This is a genomic window from Sulfitobacter maritimus (assembly GCF_013346665.1).
Lineage (GTDB): Bacteria > Pseudomonadota > Alphaproteobacteria > Rhodobacterales > Rhodobacteraceae > Sulfitobacter > Sulfitobacter maritimus.
Window position 1 is genome coordinate 88,901 of the sequence record NZ_JABVBB010000038.1, and the last position, 15,414, is coordinate 104,314.

A 15,414-nucleotide genomic window follows, 5' to 3' on the forward strand; every position below is an offset into this window, starting at 1 on the left:
TTATCTCTTTCTTCGTCATTCGCCTTCTCGGCATTGTCTCATTTTAGTGCCTGGACGATAATATCGGATGTCAGGCCACTAATTAGGTATGGTACCGAGACCGCGCAAAAACCGGTTACTAAGCGAAAGACAACCCGCACTAGTTTTCTATCATTCCGCCAATTGTAACGATCAAACAGCATCGCGATCACGTAGTTACTTCCAGTCAAAATATACACGCCCAAGGCTATGAAGCCCGAAAGCCAAAGGAGGAGTAATAAATCTGATTCGAATTTGAACATCCCCGCTTTCAGCAAACCGAGGACAAGACCTGCTTGAATGACTGAGAACACGAAACCGAAAATCGTAGACGCTCTTTTCCACGCAATTTCGTTTGATTCTACATCTAGATTATCAGAACCAAACAACGGCCCCATTGTTCTCTTCATTTCACCTCCGCTGGGATAGGTTTGCTTACCTACTCAACCCACCATGCAAATTCGGCTGATCCAAGCTCGCGAACCCATAATGCCGCAGCCAGCGCAGGTCTGAGTCAAAGAACGCCCGCAGATCCGGAATCCCGTATTTCAGCATCGCGATCCGGTCGATCCCCATGCCGAAGGCAAAACCCTGCCACTCATTCGGGTCGATCCCGCCCGCGGCCAGCACCTTGGGATGCACCATGCCGGAGCCCAAGACTTCCAACCAGCCATCACCCTCGCCAATGCGCAACTGCCCGTCGACCCAAGAACACTGGATGTCGACTTCTGCCGAAGGCTCGGTGAAGGGGAAGTGCGACGCGCGGAAGCGGGTTTTGATACCGTCGATCTCGAAAAATGCGGCAAAGAATTCCTCAAGCGTCCACTTGAGGTTCGCCATGGAGATATCCTTGTCGATCGCCAGCCCTTCGACCTGATGGAACATCGGCGTGTGCGTCTGGTCGTAGTCGGCGCGATACACACCGCCGGGGCAGATGATGCGCAAAGGCGCGCCTTCGGCCTCCATCGTGCGGATCTGTACCGGGGAGGTGTGGGTGCGCAGCACATGCGGCGGGCGCTCGTCGCCCTCGGCGCGGTGCATGTAGAAGGTGTCCATCTCGGCCCGCGCGGGGTGGTGGCCGGGGATGTTCAGCGCATCAAAGTTGTACCAATCCGTGTCGATGCGCGGGCCTTCGGCGACGGAAAAACCCATCTCGGCAAAGATCGCGGTCAACTCCTCGGTCACTTGGCTGACCGGGTGGATGCTGCCCTGACGCTGGTGCCGGGTTGGCAAGGTCACGTCGAGCCATTCGCTGCGCAGGCGCTCGTCCAACGCAGCATCGCCCAAAGCGGCCTTCTTGGCAGCAAGGGCGGAGTTGATTTCATCCTTCAGCGCGTTCAGCGCGGGGCCAGCGACCTGCCGCTCTTCGGGGGTCATCTTGCCCAGCTCGCGCATTTTCAGCGCGACTTCGCCCTTTTTGCCCACGGCGGCCAGCCGGATGTCTTCCAGCGCGGATTCGTCGCCAGCATCGGCGATTTGGCTCAGGTACTTTTGCTTCAGATCGTCCATGACAGGCCCTTGGAATAATACCCCGTCCTGCTAGCCCCCCCGCCCCGTGAATGCAAGCCGTAGGGGTTGCGGCACTATGGCGGAACTACCACCTCTGCGAAGCGTTAGCCCGCATCCCCTGGCGCGCCCTCATTGCAGCGGCGCGCCCAAACTCCCCCGAAAGGAGAGACCTATGAAAATCCTGATGGTTCTGACGTCCCATGATGAACTGGGCGACACCGGCAACAAGACCGGCTTCTGGCTCGAAGAATTCGCGGCCCCCTATTACGTCTTCAAAGACGCCGGCGCAGATGTGACCCTCGCCTCGCCCAAAGGCGGGCAGCCGCCGCTTGACCCCAACAGCGACAGCGACGACGCGCAGACCGACGCCACGCGCCGCTTCAAAGGCGACGATGCCGCGCAGAAAGACCTCGCCTCGACCAAAGTGCTGGGCGAAGTGGATGCTGACGATTTCGATGCGATCTTCTACCCCGGCGGCCACGGCCCGCTGTGGGACTTGGCCACCGACCCCGACAGCAAGCGCCTGATTGAGACCTTCTGGGCCTCCGACCGCCCTGTCGGTGCCGTCTGTCACGCCCCGGCGGTGCTCAAAAACACGCAACACGACGGCAAGCCGCTGGTCTCCGGCAAACGCGTCACTGGCTTTACCAACACCGAGGAAGAGGGCGTTGGCCTCACCGATGTGGTGCCCTTCCTGGTTGAGGACATGCTGAAGGAAAACGGCGGCGACTACAGCAAAGGCGACGACTGGGCGTCTTATGTGCTGGTCGACGGCAAGCTGGTCACCGGCCAGAACCCCGCCTCTTCCGAGGAAGCAGCCAAAGAATTGCTGGCGCTGTTGAAATAACCGGCATGGGGCGCAATCAGCGCCCCCTTTCCCTTTTGGAACTGCGGGGCCAATCGGATCGTTTTGCTCCTGAAAGGAACCCCGATATGACTGAATATGATCGCACCACTGGCGAGCCGTGGAATGACGCTGACCTCGACCAGCTTCGCATTCTGGCAGCTGAGGATAAGGCGCTCGGCGTTATTGCTGTGCAACTGGGCCGAACTGAACGAGCCGTTTTGCACAAGGCCAAGGCGGAGGGGATCAGCCTGATGGGCGCCTAGCCCATTAGAAGCCGCGCCCCACGATCCAAATGTCGGTCGATGAGTTTCTTTTGACGGGCAAGCGGCGGGATTTCATGCACCGGAACCTCGATATCTCGGTCTCTCATCGCGGCGGGGAACAGGGTCTCAAGTTCGTCGCGCTGCGCCTTGCTCAGGCTGCGCTGTGCAGCGCTGTTGAGCAAAAAGCTCTCTGTCGGCGCGCCTTCGGCAAAGATCACCTCATGCCGCGCAAAAACGAGGTGGTAATATGTCACCTGTTCGACCCCCCGTTCGACATAGATCCCCGGCATTTCCGTCAGCCGGGCTGCGGCGACCAAGACCGACGCCGTGCCGAGCATCCTGCGCACAACGTTGGACTGGGCAACCATCCGGTGTTGGCGCGACACGCAAAGATCGCGTTTCGGCAGCCCCGCCCCCAAAGCCCCGGCGATAATCCGAACCGGATAGAGCCTCGGGTTCTTGCGCAACTCTCTCGCCCCCACGCGACGGCAGAGTACGGTGACAAGCCGTTGGTAGCCTCCGTCCTGGGTTAGCACCTGATCGCCGGGCTGCAACGCCTCTACCGGGACCTCTCCGCGCACGGTCGCGATCAGGGTGCCGCGCGTGAAACAGGTAACGCTGGCAGGCTTCAAGTCGCTCTCTTCCCGCATTGTATCAATGTCAGAATTCCACCGCAGGTCACCCAAAAGCCCGCCTTCTGGCAGGCCAGAGAAATCGATCCGCATCGTGGTATAGAGATCGCCAACCGCAGGGCTTTCCGCGAGGTTAACGACCCCCGAATAGGTGGCGGTCAGTTCGCCGGGCTTGTCCGCGTGTTCAGGCGCGACCCTGAAGGGGAACCCTTGCAAGGAGCCCGGCGTCGATGCGCCGCCGTGGTACTCGTGCGCTGTGGTCGTATCGAAAACCGAACTCGCAGGCTGGAGGTCAAGCTCCAACGAGGTCAGCAGTTTGGTCGTTTTCAGGTCATGCCACTCATAGCCATAAAACATCTCAATGTTTTCGCCCGCAGCTCCGCCGTTGGTATAGGGATCAAGCGCTTTCCAGACGAGCGTTTCTGTCGTGCCGTCGGCATAGGTGGCGGTCACAACCGCGCCTTCCAGATCGACACCCCGAGAGCTCGTGTCCTCTCGGATGCCATGCATGGACTCGTGCGGGTCTTCGTCCAGCCGGACGACGTCAATGGTGGGCATTGCGCAGACCACCAATTCCAAAAATCACTGCGTTATAAATCCGTCTCACCTGCGAATCCTGCCTGAAATGCACCCTGTTTTTCCGGCGCGTGTTCAGGCTCCATTATGCGCAGTGCTGTGCAAAGCGCGTGACCAAAACAAGGGATTGTTAAGGCAACTTCGAGACCGCAGCAGTCCGCCGTGAAAAGCAAAAAGCCCCGCCAAATGGCAGGGCTTTCGCAAATTCAAAGCAATGTCAGCTTAGGCTGCCAGTGCGTCCTGCGCCTGCTTGACGATCGCGCCAAAGGCTTCGGGCTCATGCACGGCCAGATCGGCCAGAACCTTACGGTCCACTTCGACGCCGGCCAGTGTCAGACCGTTGATGAAGCGGCTGTATGTCAGCGCTTCGTCGTGGCTGCGCACGGCGGCGTTGATCCGCTGGATCCACAGGGCGCGGAAGTTGCGCTTGCGGTTCTTACGGTCACGCGTTGCATATTGGTTGGCCTTGTCGACCGCCTGCGTGGCGACCTTGAAGACGTTCTTGCGCCGACCATAGTAGCCTTTTGCGGCTTTGATGATCTTCTTGTGACGCGCGTGGGTGACTGTACCACCTTTTACTCGGGACATCTCGGTACTCCTATATCAGCGGGCGTAGGGCATGAAGCCCTTGATGATCTTTGCATCGGGCTCGGACAAAGCTGTCGTGCCGCGTGCGTTACGGATGAACTTGTTGGTCCGCTTGATCATACCGTGCTGTTTACCAGCTTGGCTGCCGATGACCTTACCAGTCGCCGAGACCTTGAAGCGCTTTTTGGCGCTCGATTTCGTCTTCATCTTGGGCATTTCCGTCTCCGTCTTTTGAGTTCGGTATAAACACGACTCGGCATGCCACTTGAGGCCGGTCGTGCAGGCTAAGATGCGCCGTATAGGCGGGCGCGGGTGCGGATGCAAGAGGTTTCGATGCAGTTTAGGGCAGGATGTCAGCCGCCACGGAAACAAAGACATTCGGCAACTTAGCAAAGCTGTAGCCGCCCGGATTTTTCTGCAGGGCATAGAGGATCAGCCCCCCGGAGATTAGCACCGTCAATGCCGAGGCGCGCGGGGAACGCCGGTCACTCACAGCCGATAGGATAGAGGGGACGGACAGAACCGCCAAAAGGCAACCTATGACCAAGGCCAGATCGGTATCCATATCGCCCCTTCTTTCGCGTTCGGCTCAGGCTACTCCGGATCAGAGGCGTAAATCAAACGTTCATCGCAGGGGGCCACACGTAGGATATTGGTGCTGCCCGGCACGTTGAACGGCACGCCCGCCGTTACCACCACATGATCCTCCGGCCCGGCATAGCCTTCGGCCAAGGCCGCTTTGGCTGCGCTAATCACAGCGAGTTTGAACCGGTCATGCCCATCGGTGATGATGCAATTCGTCCCCCAGCTGAGCGCAAGGCGACGGGCTGTCCCCACCAGGGGCGAGAGCGCAATGATCGGCACGCGGGGCCGTTCGCGGGCGGTCAGCAGCGCGGTGGTGCCGGATTGGGTGAAACAACAGATCGCCTTGATGTCCGTCGTCTCGGCAATCTCCCGTGCGGCGGCGACGATACCATCAGCGACAGTCATCCGGTCCGCCTTGCGCGAGGATTCGATGATCTGTGTATAGGTCGGATCGGCCTCCACCTCTTGGGCGACATTGTCCATCGTGGTGACGGCTTCGATCGGATAATCCCCAGCGGCGGATTCAGCGCTGAGCATCACGGCGTCTGCCCCCTCATAGATCGCGGTGGCGACATCCGACACTTCGGCGCGGGTGGGCATCGGGCTTTCGATCATCGATTCCAGCATCTGTGTCGCCACGATCACCGGCTTCGCCGCTGCGCGGCATTTGCGCACCAGACGTTTCTGGATCGGCGGCACGTTCTGCACTGGCAGTTCGACGCCCAGATCGCCCCGCGCTACCATAATGCCATCGCTGACCTCCAGAATATCCTCAAAGCGCTTTACCGCGGCGGGCTTTTCGATCTTTGACAGGATCGCGGCTCGGCCTTTGACCAACTCACGCGCTTCCGTCACATCCTCCGCCCGCTGCACAAAGCTCAGCGCCAGCCAATCAACGCCCAACTCGCAGACGAACTCCAGATCAGCGCGGTCTTTGTCGGACAGCGCCGCCAGCGGCAGCAGCACATCTGGCACGTTCACGCCCTTGCGGTTGGAAATCACCCCGCCGGTGATCACTTCGCAATTGGCGTAATCAGCGCCGCAGTCGCGCACCTTGAGCCGGATTTTCCCATCGTTGACCAGCAGGCTCGCCCCCGGCTCCAAGGCCGCGAAAATCTCGGGATGTGGCAGGCAGACGCGGCTTGCATCGCCGGGGGTCTCATCCAAATCGAGCCGGAAATCCGCGCCTTCTTCGAGCGCTGGCCCCTCGCCCTCAAACACACCCACGCGCAGCTTCGGCCCTTGCAGGTCGGCCAAGATGCCAATCGCCCCACCGGTCTCCTCCTCTACCTCTCGGATGATCCGGTGCTTTTTGCGGATCTCCTCATGGCTGCCGTGGCTCATGTTCAGCCGAAAGACATCCGCGCCCGCTTTATGCAAAGCACCGATCATCTCGCGGGTCTCAGAGGCAGGCCCCAGCGTGGCCACGATCTTTACATTGCGCAAACGTCTCATAACTCTTCCTTCGTATCCCAAGTCGCCCTCCGGGCGATGTTACCGGTAACATCGGTTGCCTTGCGGGGTATCGACCCTATGCTTGCCTGTCAAAGGTTTCATTAGAATGACGGGCCACAGCGGCGCCGTCCAGCGCTATGAAAAGGAAAGCCCATGCCCAGCCAACAAGAGATTGAACTTCAGGCCGCCGCCTTTCGCCGGTTGCAGAAACATCTGATGGAAGATCGGACCGATGTGCAGAACATCGATTTGATGAACCTCGCCGGCTTTTGCCGCAACTGCCTGTCGCGCTGGTATCAAGAGGCCGCTAATGAGCGCGGGATTGAGATGGATAAGTCGGAAGCGCGGGAGTTGTTCTACGGGATGACGATGGATGAGTGGAAAGCCAACTATCAGACCGAGGCGAACGACAATCAGAAAGAGGCATTCAAAACCGCTTTTGCTGAAAATGTGGGGAAAGACTGACATTGCCCACCGACGGGCGGCAATGCGCCCTTTGATGGCGCAACCCCCCAAGGCAATCACAACGATGACCCCCGCGGCGGGGCGGGGGCGATCCGATCGGCAGGCGCGGCTGGCGCGGACAGCGCCCCATCCTCATCGGTCTCAACCCCGCTACCGCCGCCTGTCGTCTAAAAAAGGTAAAGCACGAGCCAATCGGCCTTCAATGCAGGACGCGGGCCGCCTTCGATCTCGACCGTGGCGGCAAAGGTGGTCATCAGATCGCCCCGCCCGCGCAGCTTGGCTTCGGTCAAGGTGAACCGGCCCCGAATTCGCTTGCCCGCATGCACCGGCGCGATAAAGCGCACCCCGTCAAACCCATAGTTCACCGAGGCCTTTGCCTCTGCCACCTTGGGCAGCGCGCCATAGGCCATGCCTGACATCATCGAAAGCGTCAGCATCCCATGCGCCACCGTGCCGCCAAAGTCGGTCTGGGCTGCGCGGATGGGGTCGACGTGGATAAACTGATGGTCCTCGGTCACATCGGCAAAAGCATCGATCCGCGCCTGATCCATCCTGAACCACGGCGAGACGCCCAGCTCACGCCACACGGCCTGTTGCATCTGCTCTTTGCTGATCTCGCTTTGCATCGCCCCTCCTGCCTAGGCCCAGCTTAGCGGGATTTACCTCTTGGCCGAAAGGGCTTTGCATCCGTCACGGCTTCTCGCATCCTGTCCCAAACAGGAACGGAGCCTTTATGAACACCCCCCTTCTCGCCCTAGTGGTAGTGGCAATCGCAGGTGGCGCAGTCGCATTGCAAACCCCGATCAATGCCGCCTTGGGCCGCAACATAGGCAGCGGCGTGGCAGCTGCGGCGGTGTCCTTTGGCGTTGGGTTTGCCATTTTGCTGGCGGTGTTGCTGTTGCGCGGCGAATTGAGCGCCTTGCCCCGTATTATCGCGACGCCACCGGTCTTGCTTTTGGGCGGCGTGCTGGGGGCGTTCTATGTCTGGGCTGTGCTCTGGGCGATTCCGACGTTGGGGGCGTTGACGGTGATTTCAGCGCTGATCCTTGGCCAGTTGAGCGCGGCACTGGTGATCGATGCGACGGGGCTTTTGGGCCTGACGGTGCAGGCGATCACCCCTACCCGCATTGCCGCCGCCGCGCTGGTGGCGGCGGGGCTGGTGTTGTCGCGGTTCTGAGGGTCAGATCGCAGTTTTGCGCATTTCCGCGATGTAAATTTCACGCAAGCGCGGCGCCAGTTTACCCGGCGTGCCGCTGCCGATCTTGGCGCCGTCAATCTCAACCACTGGCGTCACGAAAGCACTGGCGGAGGTCACAAACGCCTCATCTGCCTGCTGCGCCTCTTCAATGGTGAAGTTGCGCTCTTCCACCTGCATCTGCGCCTCACGAGCCAGTTCCAACACCGCCTTGCGGGTGATGCCGTGCAGGATGTCGTTAGAGGTTTCGCGCGTGATGATCTTGCCGTCTTTCACGATATAAGCGTTGTTCGACGTGCCTTCGGTGACGAAACCATCCTCGACCATCCAAGCGTCTTCGACACCGGCTTTCTTGGCCATCATCTTGCCCATCGAGGGGTAGAGCAGCTGCACTGTTTTGATATCGCGGCGGCCCCAGCGGATGTCTTCGATGCTGATCACACGGATACCGTCACGGGCGGCAGGGTTGTCGGCCAGCCCCGGTTTGGATTGGGTGAACAGCACCAGCGATGGCGCGGTGGTGTCGGGGTTAGGGAAAGCAAAATCGCGGTCGCCATCCGACCCACGCGTGACCTGAAGGTAAATGAGACCATCCTTGATGTCGTTCAACCGCACCAACTCGCGGTGAATTTCCAACAACTCTTCGGTGGTGGCAGGCGCGCGCATATCCAACTCGTTCATCGAGCGGGTTAGCCGTTCGGCATGGCCGTCGAAAGCGATGAGCTTGCCATCCAACACGCTCGTCACCTCATAGACCCCATCGGCCATCAGAAAACCCCGGTCAAAAATCGAGACCTTGGCCTGATCCTCGGGCAGATATTCGCCGTTTACATAGACAGTTCGCATGGTCACCCCCAAAGCGCAGCAACGGGGGGATGCACGCCCGCGCCGTCGAATTTCAAAGCATTGTCGCGGTCTTCTGCCAGAAGCAGCGGGCCGTCAAGGTCCACGACCTTTGCCCCTTGCGCGACCAGCGTCGCCGGAGCCATGGCCAACGATGAGCCGACCATGCAGCCGACCATGACGTCAAACCCTTCGGCCCGCGCCGCATCGCGCAACGCCAGCGCTTCGGTCAGCCCGCCGGTTTTGTCGAGCTTGATGTTCACCACATCGTATTTGCCCTTGAGGCCCGGCAGACTGGCCCGGTCATGGCAGCTCTCATCCGCACAGACGGGCACCGGGCGCTCCATGCCCAGCAGCGCCTCATCTTCACCTGCGGGTAGAGGTTGTTCGACCAGCGCCACACCAAGACGAACCAGATGTGGCGCAAGGTCGGCGTAGACCTCTGCCGACCAACCTTCATTGGCGTCGATGATGATGGTGGCGTCGGGCGCTCCGGCGCGGACCGCTTCAAGACGCGGCATGTCGTCGGGCGTGCCGAGCTTGATTTTCAGCAGCGGCCGCTGCGCATGTTTCGCCGCCTGTGCGCGCATTGCTTCGGGGTCGTCTAACGAGAGGGTATAGGCCGTCACCTCCGGCCCCGGCGCGGTCAACCCGGCCAGTTCCCATACCCGCTTGCCTGCGCGTTTGGCTTCCAGATCCCAAAGGGCGCAATCGACCGCATTGCGCGCGGCTCCGGCGGGCAGCAGATCGTAGAGCGCTTGCCGCGTGATATCACCGGGCAAGCCGTTGATCTCTGCCGTGACCGATTCGAGGGTTTCGTCGTAGCGAGCGTAAGGCACACACTCGCCCCAGCCGGTCACGCCGCCCTCCGTCACGCGGACGGTGAGCACCTTGGCCTCGGTCCGCGAACCGCGACTGATGGTAAAGACCTGCGCCAGTTTGAAGGTATCTGCGGTAACGTCGATCTGCATGGTCACAGCGCCGCCAATGCGTCAGCCAGTCGGGCGCCACCTTGGCGGAAGGGATCGACTGCGGGCAGGCCAAGCCGCTCTTCGACCTCGGCCAGATAGGCCTCAGCCTCGGCTTCGGACATGTGGTAGGTGTTGACCGAAATACCGACGACCTTGCAGTTGGGGTTCGGCACCTGCGCCAGCGTCAGCGCCATGTCACGCACCGCTTCCAAACTGGGCAAGGAGTATTCTGGCAGCCCGCGCATATGGGTCCGGGTCGGCTCGTGGCAGAGGATCAGCGCATCGGGCTGGCCGCCGTGGATCAGCGCCATGGTCACGCCGGAGTAGGAGACGTGGAACAGGCTGCCCTGCCCTTCGATAATGTCCCAGTGATCATCGTCATTGTCGGGCGTCAGATATTCCACCGCGCCCGCCATAAAGTCCGCAATCACCGCATCCAGCGGCACACCGTCACCAGTGATCAGAATGCCGGTCTGGCCGGTGGCGCGGAAGGTGCTCTTCATGCCCTTTTCGCGCATCGCCTCATCTAGCGCGAGCGCCGTGTACATCTTGCCGACCGAGCAATCGGTGCCTACAGCCAAGACCCGCTTGCCGCTGCGCTTCTTGCCATCGGCAATCGGGTATTCAACACTGGGCACGCGCACGTCATGTAGGGTGGTGCCATTGGCTTTGGCAGCGGCCACCAGATCGGCCTCATCACGCAGCAGGTTGTGCAGGCCAGAGGCGATGTCGAAACCCATGTTCAGCGCCTCGATCAGCACCTCTTTCCACGCCGCGCTGATCTTGCCGCCCCGATTGGCCACGCCGATGACCAATGTCTCTGCTCCGGCCTCGCGCGCTTCGGCCAATGTCATGTCCTTCAGACCGAGGTCGGCCTTGCAGCCCTCCATGCGGAACTGGCCGACGGCATTGTCAGGCCGCCAGTCTTTGATGCCTTGGGCAACCTTGGCAGAAAGGGAGTCGGGCGCGTCACCCAGAAAGAGCAGATAGGGGGTTTTGATCATGGCAGGCCTCCGGCGTTAAATTTGTGCGCATATTGCGCGTGAGAATACGCAAGTGCGTGGCGTTGTCGACGCATCAACAGGTAAATGCGCTGCAATTTTCGCGGAAAGTTACCGTCTGCGCAAAAATCGTGCGTTGGCCTTGCTCAGATCCCTCAGCGTGAAAATGCTGCAACTGCGAAATCCGCTTGCGATTGGGGACGCAATTTCCTACCAGAAAGCAGAACCCATATGAAACAATATTACCTATAGGTGCCCTATGAGCTTCCGCATTCAGCCCGCCGCCCCTGCCCGCCCGAACCGCTGCCAATTGTTCGGCCCCGGCTCCCGCCCGGCGATTTTCGAGAAGATGGCAGCCTCGGATGCCGATGTGATTAACCTTGACCTTGAGGACAGCGTTGCACCGTCCGACAAAGACAGCGCGCGTGCCAATATTATCAAGGCGATTTCGGACATCGACTGGGGCAACAAGACTCTTTCGGTGCGGATCAACGGGTTGGACACGCCCTACTGGTACCGTGATGTGGTGGAATTGCTGGAACAGGCCGGACCGCGGCTCGATCAGATTATGATTCCCAAAGTTGGCTGCGCCGCAGATGTCTATGCCGTGGATGCGCTGGTGACTGCCGTGGAGACCGCCAAGGGCCGCGAGAAGAAGATCAGCTTTGAAGTCATCATCGAATCCGCCGCCGGTATCGCCCATGTGGAAGAAATCGCCGCCTCCTCGCCGCGCTTGCAGGCGATGTCGCTCGGGGCTGCCGATTTTGCTGCGTCGATGGGCATGCAGACCACCGGCATCGGCGGCACGCAGGAAAACTATTACATGCAGCGCGGCGATCAGAAGCACTGGTCCGACCCCTGGCACTGGGCGCAGGCGGCAATCGTAGCGGCCTGCCGGACGCATGGGGTGCTGCCGGTTGACGGGCCATTCGGTGACTTCTCTGACGACGAAGGCTTCCGCGCGCAGGCGCGGCGCTCGGCGACACTGGGGATGGTAGGCAAGTGGGCGATCCACCCCAAACAGGTGGCGCTGAGCAATGAGGTATTCACCCCCTCTGAAGAAGCCGTGGCCGAAGCGCGTGAGATTCTGGCAGCGATGGAAGAGGCCAAGGCAAAGGGCGAGGGCGCGACCGTTTATAAGGGGCGTTTGGTGGATATTGCCAGTATTAAACAGGCTGAGGTGATTGTGCGGCAGTCTGAGATGATTGCCCAACGCTGAGCGCTTTTGGCAAGCCGCCGGGGGCGCTGCCCCCGGACCCCCGCGGGTATTTAAAAAAGGATGAAGGTGAAGAGGTGCTACGCGCCTTGGCCAAACCCGCGTTGCAAACCGGCGCGTTGCGCTCCATATACACAGGCAACAAGCCGGAGCATGCAATGACCCAATATCTGGATTTCGAAAAACCACTGGCCGAGATCGAAGGCAAGGCGGAAGAGCTGCGGGCGCTGGCCCGGTCCAACGAAGAGATGGACATCACCGCCGAGGCTCAGGCGCTGGACAAGAAAGCCGCCGTGATGCTGGAGGACCTTTATGGGTCGCTCACGCCTTGGCGCAAATGTCAGGTGGCGCGTCATCCGGAACGGCCGCATTGCAAAGACTATATCGAGGCGCTGTTTACCGAGTTCACGCCACTGGCGGGAGACCGGAACTTTGCCGACGACCATGCTGTTATGGGCGGCTTGGCGCGGTTCAATGACACGCCGGTGGTGGTGATTGGCCATGAGAAAGGCAATGACACCAAGAGCCGGATTGAGCGCAATTTTGGCATGGCGCGGCCTGAAGGTTATCGTAAGGCGGTGCGGTTGATGGAACTGGCGGATAAGTTCAATCTGCCGGTGGTGACCATTGTTGACACGCCCGGCGCCTACCCCGGCAAGGGGGCCGAAGAGCGCGGACAGTCCGAGGCGATTGCGCGTTCGACGGAGAAATGTTTGCAGATCGGTGTGCCGCTTATCAGCGTAATCGTTGGCGAAGGCGGGTCTGGCGGGGCGGTGGCTTTTGCCACGGCGAACCGTGTCGCGATGCTGGAACATTCGGTTTATTCGGTCATCACACCCGAGGGCTGCGCGTCGATCCTGTGGAAAGACAGCGAGAAAATGCGCGAAGCTGCTGAGCAGATGCGTTTGACGGCGGATGAGCTTAAGACGCTTGGGGTGATTGATCAGATTATTCCGGAGCCCATGGGCGGCGCGCACCGTCATGCCGATGAGACGATCAAGGCCGTAGGCAAAGCGCTTGCCGACATGCTGAAAGAGCTGGACGGCAAAGGCGGCGAAGCGCTGATCAAAGACCGTCGCACCAAGTTTCTTGAAATGGGCCGCAAGGGGCTGGCGGCTTAAGCCAGCTTTGCCTTGAAGCGCGGATCGGGTGTGATCTGATCAAAGCCAGCGCGGCGGTAAAACGTCTGCACGCGCTGGTTGCGTGGATCTGTGCCGACCGTGACATAGGTACAGCCCCGCTGCTGTGCGTGATCCAGCGCGGCCTGCACCAATGCGCGCCCCAGACCTTTGCCTCGCGCTGTGTCGCAGACGAACAAATGGTGTAGATCCATCCCGCGTGCGCCGAATTGCAATTGCATTTGCGGGGTGAGTGCCGCATAGCCGCGCAGCCCTGTAGTGCCTTCGGCCACCAGCAATGTAATCCATGGGGCGGGGCCGAGGCTGTCGCGTTCGAGTGCTGCAAGCGTGAGCGTGGCCGTGTCGCCATGGTAGGCGGCCAGCGCATGGGCGAGGTCGAGAACCATTGGTAGGTCAGATTTTTCAGCAGGGCGAATTACAGGCATGTCGTCTCTTTCTGTGATCACCACAGGGAGACAAGCAAAGCCGCGCTGTGGCGGCTTGTGGATATGGAAATGGTGCCGCGCCGGTTAGGAGCGGGGGTAATAGACTGTTGTGAAGCAGATCATTTCCATGAAGCGTAGATGCGCCTCTGCCGCGCGCCTGTCAAGCGCCGCTTTCGTGAGCGGCTGTGATTTGCAAACGGCCCCCACGGACCCGATATTTGTAGTACAGGGCGTCTGCGACACCCCTGTGCCGCCCGACTGCCCTTTTTCGTCACCGTACAAGGGAGTCTGTCATGTATAAACGTATCCTCACTGCCGCCCTGCTCTTTGGCATGGCCTGCACCGGGCCACCGGCTTGGGCACAAGCCTGCGCCCCGCGCGCGGCGCTCACCGCAAAATTGGAAGCCGCCTATGGCGAGACCCTTTCGGCGCGGGGGCTTCAAAACCCGACCGCGCTGATCGAAGTCTTTGCTTCTGCTGAAAGCGGCAGCTTCACCGTCTTGATGAGCCGGCCCGATGGCATCAGTTGCATCCTATCCACTGGCACGCATTGGATGGTCGAACCGGCCCCACCGCGCAAGAAGGGCGCGGCAAGTTGAGCTTGGGATCGGCTGTTAACTCGCCAGCATCCGCAGGCCTTGGGTGACATCGGAGCGCACGGCCAGCCGCAGACCGGGCTCGTCCCCGGCGCGGAGGGCCGCGATAATCAGCCGGTGGAAATGCGGTGGCTCCGTCCGCCGCAGGCGACCATAGAGCGCGCGCATCGTTGGCCCCATCTGAAGCCAAACTGTTTCAGCCATAGCCAGCATCGCGGGTGCCTGAGCGCGCAGGTAGAGCGTGCGGTGAAATTCGAGGTTGGTGCGGATGTAGCTAACCGCATCGCGATGTGCGACCGCTTCGGCGATATTGGTGTTGATTGTCTGCATCCGTTCGATCAGCGCCATATGGGCGCGCGGCAGGGCGCGTGAGGCCAATTCGACTTCTAACAGAGCCCGCAGCGCCGCCAATTCCTCAATCCGTTCGTTGCTTAACTCAGGCGTGGAGATGCGGCCTGAGGTCGACATGGTCAGCGCGCCTTCGGCTGCCAGACGCCGCACCGCTTCGCGGGCGGGGGTCATCGACACGTCGTATTCTCGCCCCACGCCGCGCAGGGTAAGCGCGTGGCCGGGGGGCAGATCGCCGTGCATGATACGCGAGCGCAACCCGCGATAAACGCGGTCATGGGCCAGCGGCGTGGCCTCAACGGGGCGGGGGCTTAGGTTCATAGGAGGGTTGTGATCACAAGCCGCTCCAAGGTCAAGCGCGGGGTTTTAGGCGACGGGCGAAACAGCCGTTGCCCTACGCCGCGCTGCGCTCTATCGGGGGGCCAAATCGTTATAGGAGCCGCACCGTGAGCCAACGAAACTTCATTCGCCATGTGGTCTTTTTCTCTGCCAAGGACCCGAAAGACATTCCTGCGATCGTAGCGGGGCTTTGGAAACTCGCCGATATCCCTTATTCGACGACCTTCGAGATTTGCGAAAACACCCGCGTCGACGCGCTTTCAGGCGATGTGGATGTGGTGGTCTATGCCGAGTTCCCCGATGCCGAGGCGCTCGCCGCATATAAGGCGCATCCGATTTACCAAGAGGCCATCGATATCGTGCGGCCTTTGCGCGATATGCGTGTGCCTGCGGATTTTTAAGT

At 60.5% G+C, this 15,414-nt stretch carries 21 protein-coding genes; 8 read left to right on the forward strand and 13 right to left on the reverse strand.

From position 1 onward, the window contains the following. Positions 1 to 38 precede the first annotated feature (38 nt). Together HTT03_RS15200 and pheS are read right to left on the reverse strand one after the other, a co-directional pair. Positions 39 to 428 carry a hypothetical protein gene (locus HTT03_RS15200; protein ID WP_174860629.1) on the reverse strand — a complete coding sequence of 130 codons (390 nt, stop codon included), beginning with the start codon at positions 426 to 428 and terminating at the stop codon, positions 39 to 41. A 25-nt stretch (positions 429 to 453) separates the two neighbouring features. Then, on the reverse strand, positions 454 to 1,527 hold the full coding sequence (pheS, locus tag HTT03_RS15205) for a phenylalanine--tRNA ligase subunit alpha (protein WP_174860630.1): 1,074 nt from the start codon (positions 1,525 to 1,527) through the stop codon (positions 454 to 456). A 172-nt stretch (positions 1,528 to 1,699) separates the two neighbouring features. Between pheS and HTT03_RS15210 the strand changes: the two genes are divergently transcribed. Together HTT03_RS15210 and HTT03_RS15215 are read left to right on the forward strand one after the other, a co-directional pair. Continuing rightward, positions 1,700 to 2,374 (forward strand): type 1 glutamine amidotransferase domain-containing protein, encoded by a 675-nt coding sequence (locus HTT03_RS15210; protein WP_174860631.1) that lies wholly within the window; start codon positions 1,700 to 1,702, stop codon positions 2,372 to 2,374. An 86-nt stretch (positions 2,375 to 2,460) separates the two neighbouring features. Continuing rightward, entirely contained in the window at positions 2,461 to 2,637 is a 177-nt protein-coding gene (locus HTT03_RS15215; protein WP_174860632.1) for a hypothetical protein, read from the forward strand. Here the strand turns inward: HTT03_RS15215 and HTT03_RS15220 are convergent. The 5 genes from HTT03_RS15220 to pyk all read right to left on the reverse strand — a co-directional run bounded on the left by HTT03_RS15220 (position 2,634) and on the right by pyk (position 6,473). Beyond that, positions 2,634 to 3,827, reverse strand: a complete 1,194-nt coding sequence (locus HTT03_RS15220) for a Hint domain-containing protein (RefSeq protein ID WP_174860633.1) — start codon at positions 3,825 to 3,827, stop codon at positions 2,634 to 2,636. The two genes, HTT03_RS15215 and HTT03_RS15220, sit on opposite strands and share 4 nt — an antisense overlap. 240 nt (positions 3,828 to 4,067) lie before the next feature. Next, on the reverse strand, positions 4,068 to 4,433 hold the full coding sequence (rplT, locus tag HTT03_RS15225) for a 50S ribosomal protein L20 (RefSeq protein WP_174860634.1): 366 nt from the start codon (positions 4,431 to 4,433) through the stop codon (positions 4,068 to 4,070). Positions 4,434 to 4,448: 15 nt separating this feature from the next. Further along, entirely contained in the window at positions 4,449 to 4,649 is a 201-nt protein-coding gene (gene rpmI, locus HTT03_RS15230; protein ID WP_067624805.1) for a 50S ribosomal protein L35, read from the reverse strand. A 124-nt stretch (positions 4,650 to 4,773) separates the two neighbouring features. Next, a complete protein-coding gene (locus HTT03_RS15235) occupies positions 4,774 to 4,998 on the reverse strand; it encodes a hypothetical protein (protein WP_174860635.1) in 225 nt (74 codons plus the stop codon). A 29-nt stretch (positions 4,999 to 5,027) separates the two neighbouring features. Further along, positions 5,028 to 6,473 carry a pyruvate kinase gene (gene pyk, locus HTT03_RS15240; RefSeq protein WP_174860636.1) on the reverse strand — a complete coding sequence of 482 codons (1,446 nt, stop codon included), beginning with the start codon at positions 6,471 to 6,473 and terminating at the stop codon, positions 5,028 to 5,030. 153 nt (positions 6,474 to 6,626) lie between these two features. Between pyk and HTT03_RS15245 the strand changes: the two genes are divergently transcribed. Continuing rightward, complete coding sequence (locus HTT03_RS15245) at positions 6,627 to 6,938, forward strand: DUF1244 domain-containing protein (protein ID WP_174860637.1); 312 nt, start codon at positions 6,627 to 6,629, stop codon at positions 6,936 to 6,938. 167 nt (positions 6,939 to 7,105) lie between these two features. Here HTT03_RS15245 and HTT03_RS15250 read toward each other — a convergent pair whose 3' ends face one another. Beyond that, a complete protein-coding gene (locus HTT03_RS15250) occupies positions 7,106 to 7,564 on the reverse strand; it encodes a MaoC family dehydratase (protein WP_174860638.1) in 459 nt (152 codons plus the stop codon). Positions 7,565 to 7,671: 107 nt separating this feature from the next. Between HTT03_RS15250 and HTT03_RS15255 the strand changes: the two genes are divergently transcribed. Beyond that, entirely contained in the window at positions 7,672 to 8,115 is a 444-nt protein-coding gene (locus tag HTT03_RS15255) for a DMT family transporter (RefSeq protein ID WP_174860639.1), read from the forward strand. Between the two features lie 3 nt (positions 8,116 to 8,118). Here the strand turns inward: HTT03_RS15255 and HTT03_RS15260 are convergent, their stop codons facing one another. From HTT03_RS15260 to dgcN, 3 genes are read right to left on the reverse strand one after another with little or no spacing between them, the layout of a single operon-like run. Then, complete coding sequence (locus tag HTT03_RS15260; protein ID WP_174860640.1) at positions 8,119 to 8,979, reverse strand: D-amino-acid transaminase; 861 nt, start codon at positions 8,977 to 8,979, stop codon at positions 8,119 to 8,121. Between the two features lie 2 nt (positions 8,980 to 8,981). Continuing rightward, on the reverse strand, positions 8,982 to 9,947 hold the full coding sequence (gene dgcA / locus HTT03_RS15265) for an N-acetyl-D-Glu racemase DgcA (protein ID WP_174860641.1): 966 nt from the start codon (positions 9,945 to 9,947) through the stop codon (positions 8,982 to 8,984). Positions 9,948 to 9,949: 2 nt separating this feature from the next. Next, positions 9,950 to 10,951: an N-acetyltransferase DgcN gene (gene dgcN, locus HTT03_RS15270; RefSeq protein WP_174860642.1), complete on the reverse strand. Its 1,002-nt coding sequence runs from the start codon at positions 10,949 to 10,951 to the stop codon at positions 9,950 to 9,952. Positions 10,952 to 11,207: 256 nt separating this feature from the next. Between dgcN and HTT03_RS15275 the strand changes: the two genes are divergently transcribed. After that, positions 11,208 to 12,167, forward strand: coding sequence for an L-malyl-CoA/beta-methylmalyl-CoA lyase (locus HTT03_RS15275; protein ID WP_174860643.1), 960 nt, complete (start codon positions 11,208 to 11,210; stop codon positions 12,165 to 12,167). 155 nt (positions 12,168 to 12,322) lie between these two features. Then, positions 12,323 to 13,285 carry an acetyl-CoA carboxylase carboxyltransferase subunit alpha gene (locus HTT03_RS15280; RefSeq protein ID WP_174860644.1) on the forward strand — a complete coding sequence of 321 codons (963 nt, stop codon included), beginning with the start codon at positions 12,323 to 12,325 and terminating at the stop codon, positions 13,283 to 13,285. Here HTT03_RS15280 and HTT03_RS15285 read toward each other — a convergent pair. Next, a complete protein-coding gene (locus tag HTT03_RS15285) occupies positions 13,282 to 13,728 on the reverse strand; it encodes a GNAT family N-acetyltransferase (RefSeq protein WP_174860645.1) in 447 nt (148 codons plus the stop codon). The genes HTT03_RS15280 and HTT03_RS15285 overlap by 4 nt on opposite strands. A 293-nt stretch (positions 13,729 to 14,021) precedes the next feature. Here HTT03_RS15285 and HTT03_RS15290 point away from each other — a divergent pair, with 293 nt between their 5' ends. Continuing rightward, entirely contained in the window at positions 14,022 to 14,327 is a 306-nt protein-coding gene (locus HTT03_RS15290) for a hypothetical protein (RefSeq protein WP_174860646.1), read from the forward strand. A gap of 15 nt (positions 14,328 to 14,342) precedes the next feature. Here the strand turns inward: HTT03_RS15290 and HTT03_RS15295 are convergent, their stop codons facing one another. Continuing rightward, positions 14,343 to 14,993: a GntR family transcriptional regulator gene (locus HTT03_RS15295; protein ID WP_174860647.1), complete on the reverse strand. Its 651-nt coding sequence runs from the start codon at positions 14,991 to 14,993 to the stop codon at positions 14,343 to 14,345. A gap of 125 nt (positions 14,994 to 15,118) precedes the next feature. Between HTT03_RS15295 and HTT03_RS15300 the strand changes: the two genes are divergently transcribed. Next, on the forward strand, positions 15,119 to 15,412 hold the full coding sequence (locus HTT03_RS15300) for a Dabb family protein (RefSeq protein WP_174860648.1): 294 nt from the start codon (positions 15,119 to 15,121) through the stop codon (positions 15,410 to 15,412). The last annotated feature ends 2 nt before the right edge of the window (positions 15,413 to 15,414 follow it).

Coding starts and splice junctions, on each gene's coding strand:
- HTT03_RS15275 (WP_174860643.1), top strand. CDS start 11,208: ATGAGCTTCCGCATTCAGCCCGCCGCCCCTGCCCGCCCGAACCGCTGC.
- pyk (WP_174860636.1), bottom strand. CDS start 6,473: ATGAGACGTTTGCGCAATGTAAAGATCGTGGCCACGCTGGGGCCTGCC.
- HTT03_RS15220 (WP_174860633.1), bottom strand. CDS start 3,827: ATGCCCACCATTGACGTCGTCCGGCTGGACGAAGACCCGCACGAGTCC.
- HTT03_RS15250 (WP_174860638.1), bottom strand. CDS start 7,564: ATGCAAAGCGAGATCAGCAAAGAGCAGATGCAACAGGCCGTGTGGCGT.
- HTT03_RS15210 (WP_174860631.1), top strand. CDS start 1,700: ATGAAAATCCTGATGGTTCTGACGTCCCATGATGAACTGGGCGACACC.
- dgcN (WP_174860642.1), bottom strand. CDS start 10,951: ATGATCAAAACCCCCTATCTGCTCTTTCTGGGTGACGCGCCCGACTCC.
- rpmI (WP_067624805.1), bottom strand. CDS start 4,649: ATGCCCAAGATGAAGACGAAATCGAGCGCCAAAAAGCGCTTCAAGGTC.
- HTT03_RS15290 (WP_174860646.1), top strand. CDS start 14,022: ATGTATAAACGTATCCTCACTGCCGCCCTGCTCTTTGGCATGGCCTGC.
- rplT (WP_174860634.1), bottom strand. CDS start 4,433: ATGTCCCGAGTAAAAGGTGGTACAGTCACCCACGCGCGTCACAAGAAG.
- HTT03_RS15215 (WP_174860632.1), top strand. CDS start 2,461: ATGACTGAATATGATCGCACCACTGGCGAGCCGTGGAATGACGCTGAC.
- HTT03_RS15260 (WP_174860640.1), bottom strand. CDS start 8,979: ATGCGAACTGTCTATGTAAACGGCGAATATCTGCCCGAGGATCAGGCC.
- HTT03_RS15280 (WP_174860644.1), top strand. CDS start 12,323: ATGACCCAATATCTGGATTTCGAAAAACCACTGGCCGAGATCGAAGGC.
- HTT03_RS15200 (WP_174860629.1), bottom strand. CDS start 428: ATGAAGAGAACAATGGGGCCGTTGTTTGGTTCTGATAATCTAGATGTA.
- HTT03_RS15285 (WP_174860645.1), bottom strand. CDS start 13,728: ATGCCTGTAATTCGCCCTGCTGAAAAATCTGACCTACCAATGGTTCTC.
- HTT03_RS15255 (WP_174860639.1), top strand. CDS start 7,672: ATGAACACCCCCCTTCTCGCCCTAGTGGTAGTGGCAATCGCAGGTGGC.
- dgcA (WP_174860641.1), bottom strand. CDS start 9,947: ATGCAGATCGACGTTACCGCAGATACCTTCAAACTGGCGCAGGTCTTT.
- HTT03_RS15235 (WP_174860635.1), bottom strand. CDS start 4,998: ATGGATACCGATCTGGCCTTGGTCATAGGTTGCCTTTTGGCGGTTCTG.
- HTT03_RS15245 (WP_174860637.1), top strand. CDS start 6,627: ATGCCCAGCCAACAAGAGATTGAACTTCAGGCCGCCGCCTTTCGCCGG.
- pheS (WP_174860630.1), bottom strand. CDS start 1,527: ATGGACGATCTGAAGCAAAAGTACCTGAGCCAAATCGCCGATGCTGGC.
- HTT03_RS15295 (WP_174860647.1), bottom strand. CDS start 14,993: ATGAACCTAAGCCCCCGCCCCGTTGAGGCCACGCCGCTGGCCCATGAC.